Source organism: Synechococcus sp. H60.3, from assembly GCF_047462295.1.
In the GTDB taxonomy this organism is placed as follows: domain Bacteria; phylum Cyanobacteriota; class Cyanobacteriia; order Thermostichales; family Thermostichaceae; genus Thermostichus.
The window spans coordinates 1-5,776 of the sequence record NZ_JANSIY010000136.1 but is presented as its reverse complement, the minus strand read 5'-3'; the positions used below and the strand labels follow the sequence as shown (position 1 = coordinate 5,776).

The following is a 5,776-nucleotide window of genomic DNA, read 5'->3' as shown; positions in this document are numbered from 1 at the left end:
CCCCTGAGCTGGAGCGGTTCGTTGGAAAGCCACCCCCCGCGCTTGCTGCAGCAGCCCCACCCCACCCAGCAGCACCAGCGCTGCGACTAGGGCGTAGGATCCCGTCCACAGGTGGGTTTGCCCCGACAAAGACAACCGCGGCTCCAAGAGCAGCGGATAACCCAGAAGCCCCGCTAGGCTGCCGGCATTGCTGGCCACGTAGAGCCCGTAGGGATCCCTTTTCACCCCTCCCAGCGCCCGCTGCAGCAACGGCGTCGTCCCCGACAGAAGAACCAGGGGTACTCCCGCCCTCGCCGTCAAGTCAGCCAACAGAGCTAGGGAAGGAAAGACCTCTTCCCGTTGGCCAGGGATCCCGAACTCAAAGGACAAAAACTTCAGCCCCACCAGCAAGAGGCCCCCGTGCAGCAGCACGCCCAGGCCGGGATCGAGCCCTCGCCCCAGCCGGTCTGCCCACAGGTAGCCCAGCAGCAAAGCAAGCTGGAAAAAGACCAGGCAGGTATTCCACACCAGGGGGGATCCCCCCCACAGCGGCAGCAGCAATTTGCCCAGCAACAACTGCCCCCAAAAAAGGCAAAAAGCGCTGCCGAACAACGTGAGGCCAACCAGCAAAACCACAGCCGTGCCCCCCTACCCCCTGGCTGTCAGTATGGCCTAGCCCTCCTAGGCAACGTGGCTGCTGCTGAATTCAGAGGCGGATCCTAGCAGCCGCAAACCTCCGTCTGCCTGAGGGCCAGCTCAGCGGCTCCTCACCTGTAGGGGAAAGCGCTCGGCCAACTCCCCTTCCACCTTAGGAAGCCATTCTTCTTGGAACACCCACACCTGCCCTTGCTGCACGCGACCATCGGGGTTTTGCGTCAGCTCCAGCCAATAGACGAATTGCTTTCCCCGCAGCACCACACCTTGGGTGGCCAAGGCAAGGCTGTAGCCGGGATTCCGAGCCAGCGTCTCAGGAGCCGGGTAGCGGATGACCTCCACTGCTTGATCCAAATCGGCGGCAATCTCCGACCCATAGACCTCGCGAATCGCCTGAAAGAGATCTTCCGCCGTCAGCCCTTGTGGGCGAAAGAAGGTCATGCGCTCCGAGCGAATCGTCTCCCGATCCAGCGGGTTGATGATCCGTCCTGGCGGAGCCACCGAGGCCAAAAAGGTAAACCGGGATCCATCTGGCTCCACCCGCTGGATGTTTAGCGTCTCGCCCGGACGGGGCCGCAGTACCGGGTTGTCTCTTACCCAGGCAGCCACCTGATTTGGCGATTGTCCAGGGATCCCCCATGCCGCCGATTGAAGGCCCGCCACTGCCCAGCAGGCTATGGCCAAACCCATCCGGCGGGACAAAGTCTCTCCCCAGCTCGCGCCCAGGATCGGCCACGGATTGCAATGCACCTTCTCAATCCTCCGGACAAACAACACAAAATGCAAAACAAAAGGCAAAAATAACGTCCACAAAAAGCTAAAAGTAAACAGGCGAGTGTAGACAAGGCGACCTTTGCCTCGGAGCGCACCGCGCTCTACCCACGTCTAGTGTATCTGGAGGGCACCACAGAACCGTTGCGCCTGAGCGCGAGCATGGCGGCCAATAGTAGCAAGGATGCTTTGGCGAGATCCCCAAATCTCCAGGGTTACATCCCGCAAAACGTGAAAGATACCTTAAGATTAACGGTAAGCAAATCTCACACGCATTAGGTCAGCACCTCAGGAGGTAAGCGATGGCTCTTGTTCCCATGCGCATCTTGCTGGATCATGCCGCCGAACACGGCTACGGCATTCCGGCTTTCAACGTCAACAACATGGAGCAGATCCAAGCAATCATGCAAGCTGCCCATGAAACCAACAGTCCGGTCATCCTGCAAGCCTCTCGAGGGGCGCGCAAGTATGCGGGCGAGCACTTTTTGCGCCACCTGATCCTGGCGGCGGTGGAGACCTACCCCCACATTCCCGTCGCCATGCACCAAGACCACGGCAACAGCCCCGCCACCTGCTACTCTGCCATCCGCAACGGCTTCACCAGCGTCATGATGGATGGCTCCCTCAAAGAAGACGCCAAAACGCCGGCCAGCTACGAGTACAACGTGGCCGTTACTGCCGAGGTAGTCAAGGTGGCCCACGCGGTCGGCGTGAGCGTGGAAGGGGAACTGGGCTGCCTGGGATCCCTGGAGACAGGCCGTGGCGAAGCAGAAGATGGTCACGGTGCTGAAGGGGCCCTCAGCCACGACCAACTGCTCACCGACCCCGACCAAGCGGTGGACTTTGTGGAGCGAACTCAGGTGGATGCGCTGGCTGTAGCCATTGGCACCAGCCACGGCGCCTATAAGTTCTCCCGCAAGCCCACCGGCGACATTCTCGACATGGAGCGCATCGCCGAGATCCACCGCCGCCTGCCCAACACCCACCTGGTGATGCACGGTTCCTCCTCGGTGCCTAAGGAGTTGATCGACATCATCAACCAGTACGGCGGCTCCATCCCCGAGACCTACGGCGTGCCGCTGGAAGAAATTCAGCGGGGCATCCAAAACGGGGTGCGCAAAGTCAACATCGACACCGACAACCGCTTGGCCATCACGGCTGCCGTGCGCCGCGCCCTGGCCGAAAATCCGAAAGACTTTGATCCCCGCTCTTTCCTCAAGCCTTCTATTAAGGAAATGCAAAAAGTGTGCGCTGAGCGCTACATCGCCTTTGGCTGTGCCGGCCATGGCACCAAGGTTCCGGTGGTTACCTTGGATGAGATGGCAGCCAAGTATGCTTCTGGTGCCTTGGCAGCTCAGGTGAAGAAGACCGTCGCGGTCTAGCCCTCATACCCAGCCGCTGCAGCCCAGAACTCCTCGGCGTTTGCTGAGGAGACTCTAGCTCAATCGACAGGTAAGGGGATCCGCAGAGGATCCCCTGTTGCTTTGGAGGAACTTGATGCGTTTTGGCGGTCAGGCAGCTTTTGCTACAGGAGGTTTGTCCGCTTCGATTTGCTGGTTCAGCAACGCCAAAGTCAGGCGATCCAGCATTTCCAGGTCGGGCTCAGAGTAGCGCCGCTGAAAGAGCAGCTCGTTGATCTGGTTTTCTTGTCCTAGGCTGAGGAAGCCGCTGCAGAGCGCCTGCTCCACAATTTCTTGAATGCTGGAAGCAACAGGAGGAAAATCAAGACCGGTGTTCATGACCTTTTCCGTTTGAGGGGTTAGCGTTCAAAAGCTGGTTTTACGGGAGGACAGTCACTTGCGCCGAGGAACGAGATAGCGCTGCTCAATCTGCTCCGGCGAGAGGCGGGAAACCCCGGCCCGCGGCTCGTCCTCAGAAGAGGCCTCACCCTGCCACTTGAGGGACACTCCCAGCAGTGCTCCCAAAGAAAAGCTCTCGCTCAACAGGGCCGCTATGCGGTAAGTACGGTAGTCCAGCGTTAGATCGACACCAGCTTGCATCTGCGTTTCCTCCGTATTTCCAACGTTCACGTCCTCATTATAGCCTGGATATCCGTAAAAAAACGTAAAACACCGAGGATCTACGTACGCGATTTATAGGATTTTTCTACGCCATTTGGCGGATAGCGGCAGGGATCCTACGGATCTGGGGGGGCAGGTTCAGGGATCCCAGCTCAGCAGAGCTGCGATTGCAGCGGCCAGAGTGGCGGCGTTGAAGGGCTTGCTGCTGAGGCCATTGGCTCCCAGACGAGCCAAAGAGGCACCCTGGGCATCCCTGATCCTCGGAGTTTCCTGGATAACAGGGATCCCTTACGTTACCGCTCAGAGCTCGAAACCTAGTCGGTGTCTTCGTTGCTCACAAAACCTGGGTTGTCCGGGGATCCACTGGGTTCGGGCGATTCCAGCGCGTGTTTGAGGGCATGCCAGGCCAGGTTGGCGCACTTGATGCGCACCGGAAATTGGGCAACTCCCTTCATGGCGTTCAAGGCCCGCTGCTCCCGCGGAAACTCAGCGCCGCCGCGCATCATGGCTTGGAAGTGATCCACCAACTGCAACGCTTCGGGGATGGTGCGCCCCCGCACGGCGTCAGCCATGAGATCGGCAGAGGCCAGGGCAATAGCGCAGCCTTCGCCTTCGAATTTGATATCGACAATTCGCTCTTGATCCGGATCCAGTTGCAAGGTGAGGTCGATGGTGTCGCCACAGGAAGGGTTGTGGCCGCGTTGGTGGCGATGAACCGGATCCACTTTGCCGAAGTTGCGGGGCTTTTTGTACCGCTCCAGAATGACTTGCTGATAGAGTCCGCGCAGGTTATCGAGAGGCATTGTTGTTCCCGCTTGGTCGCTGCTTGGGCCGGAGAGCGTCAAGAGCTTTTGAGGATTGAAGGGCGATAGGGTCGAGATCGAGAAGCCGAGGAAGCTAGCCCATTCCGGCCAGTCTGTAACTTAATCTTAACCCCGTTCTCTGTAGAGATTTCGTAGAAGAATACCTGCCAGCGCACGGGCTTGCGTTGGCGCATATAGAGCCAATCAAACAGGTTTTTCAGCAGCGTGGCCAGGTAGCCGCGCCAGGCCCACCTGCCTTTCTCGGCGACGGCAATGCGGTTTCCCACCGTAACACAGACAAACACAGTGGCCTGGGGTCGGTAGGGAAGCAGGGGTTGGCCGCGGATGAGCCGCAGCAGGTTTTGTGCTGCAATCGGCCCCTGGCACACCGCGTACACGCCGATCTTGGGCAAGAGCCGGGATCCCCCGACAAAGTCGGCGCAGTTCCCTAAGGCCAAGATGCGCTCTGCCCCCTGCACCCGCAGGCCCTCATCCACCAGCAGGGATCCCGTCGGCCCCAGCGGCAGGCCGCAGCTTCTCAGCCAGGCGGGCGCCTGCAACCCACCCGCCCATAGGCGGGTCTGGGCCACCAGCTCGCTGCCATCCTCTAGCCAAACTTGCGCTGGCCCGAAGGCTTTTACCCGGTGCTCCACCCAGATCTCTACCCCCAAGCGGCGGATCTCCCTTTCCACCTCCTGGCGGAAGCGTTCTGAGAAGCCCTCGACCAGATGGGCCTAGCCATGGATCAGGAGCAGGCGGGCCCGCGCCAAAGGGATCCCCGTTGCTGCGCTCGTCTCGCGGCAGAGGTCGTACAGCTCTCCCATCAGCTCTGGGCCGGTGCAACCTCCCCCCACCACCCCAAAGGTCAGCAGGCCCGGCGTCGGATCTCCCTGGGCCGCCCGCTGCCAGCACTGCCGGATCCAGGTTTGGGCGGCCACCAGTTGCTCCGCCGGTCGAATGGCGAAGGCATGTTGCATCCCGTCGATGGGACGCAGCTCCCGCCCCACATTCACCAACAGGTAATCGTAGGCAAGGGTTTGGATCCCGCCTGCGCCTTCCAGGGTCAGGGTTTGCGCCTGCGGCTGCATGTGGGTTACTCGTCCCGGCAGAAACTGGGCACCATTGGCTTGAACGTGCTCCAGCAGCGGGATCCGCACCAGATCCAGGGAAAACCGACCGCTCAGCAGCCGCGTGGACATGCCCGAGTTGACGATGTAGGGGTGGGGATTGATGGCGATCACCCGCGCTTGCCCTTTGAGGGCCCGCAGGGCATCGATGGCTCCATAGCCACATCCGGCCAAGACCACAGTGGGCAGGGATCCCTTCATGGCTGGAGCGGTAACCTCTCGCAGGCGGGCGCGCATCTTGTCGGGCGGCAACCGGGATCCCTCAGCGTCGATCAGCTCCCATCTTTACACGGGCAGTAGGTCGGTATGCACCTCTTCCATCTGCTTGGAGAGAAGCCGCTGCAGGCTCCCTCTGGCTTCGGGGAAGTTGGGAGAAATTTCCAAAGCCGAGCGAAAGTGATCGATGGCCTGCTCCAGCTTG

7 protein-coding genes and 1 pseudogene are annotated in these 5,776 nt (G+C 60.4%); 1 reads left to right on the top strand and 7 read right to left on the bottom strand.

Translation table 11 applies throughout. The features are described 5' to 3' along the window. Together NW841_RS11550 and NW841_RS11545 are read right to left on the bottom strand one after the other, a co-directional pair. Positions 1 to 615 (bottom strand): annotated as a pseudogene (locus NW841_RS11550) (hypothetical protein); the annotation flags it as partial. 120 nt (positions 616 to 735) lie between these two features. After that, positions 736 to 1,335 (bottom strand): hypothetical protein, encoded by a 600-nt coding sequence (locus tag NW841_RS11545; RefSeq protein ID WP_414386491.1) that lies wholly within the window; start codon positions 1,333 to 1,335, stop codon positions 736 to 738. 371 nt (positions 1,336 to 1,706) lie between these two features. Between NW841_RS11545 and fba the strand changes: the two genes are divergently transcribed. Continuing rightward, entirely contained in the window at positions 1,707 to 2,786 is a 1,080-nt protein-coding gene (gene fba, locus NW841_RS11540) for a class II fructose-bisphosphate aldolase (RefSeq protein WP_414365408.1), read from the top strand. Between the two features lie 129 nt (positions 2,787 to 2,915). On the opposite strand, the gene NW841_RS11535 is transcribed toward fba, so the two are convergent. The 5 genes from NW841_RS11535 to NW841_RS11515 all read right to left on the bottom strand — a co-directional run bounded on the left by NW841_RS11535 (position 2,916) and on the right by NW841_RS11515 (position 5,607). Beyond that, a complete protein-coding gene (locus NW841_RS11535; RefSeq protein ID WP_414386489.1) occupies positions 2,916 to 3,143 on the bottom strand; it encodes a hypothetical protein in 228 nt (75 codons plus the stop codon). A 54-nt stretch (positions 3,144 to 3,197) separates the two neighbouring features. Next, positions 3,198 to 3,404 (bottom strand): hypothetical protein, encoded by a 207-nt coding sequence (locus tag NW841_RS11530; RefSeq protein ID WP_414372026.1) that lies wholly within the window; start codon positions 3,402 to 3,404, stop codon positions 3,198 to 3,200. A gap of 335 nt (positions 3,405 to 3,739) precedes the next feature. After that, positions 3,740 to 4,228, bottom strand: coding sequence for a Fe-S cluster assembly sulfur transfer protein SufU (gene sufU / locus NW841_RS11525; protein ID WP_414386487.1), 489 nt, complete (start codon positions 4,226 to 4,228; stop codon positions 3,740 to 3,742). A 38-nt stretch (positions 4,229 to 4,266) separates the two neighbouring features. After that, a complete protein-coding gene (locus NW841_RS11520) occupies positions 4,267 to 4,956 on the bottom strand; it encodes an NAD(P)/FAD-dependent oxidoreductase (protein WP_414386493.1) in 690 nt (229 codons plus the stop codon). Positions 4,957 to 4,962: 6 nt separating this feature from the next. Beyond that, positions 4,963 to 5,607, bottom strand: coding sequence for a hypothetical protein (locus tag NW841_RS11515; RefSeq protein WP_414386484.1), 645 nt, complete (start codon positions 5,605 to 5,607; stop codon positions 4,963 to 4,965). Between the last annotated feature and the right edge of the window lie 169 nt (positions 5,608 to 5,776).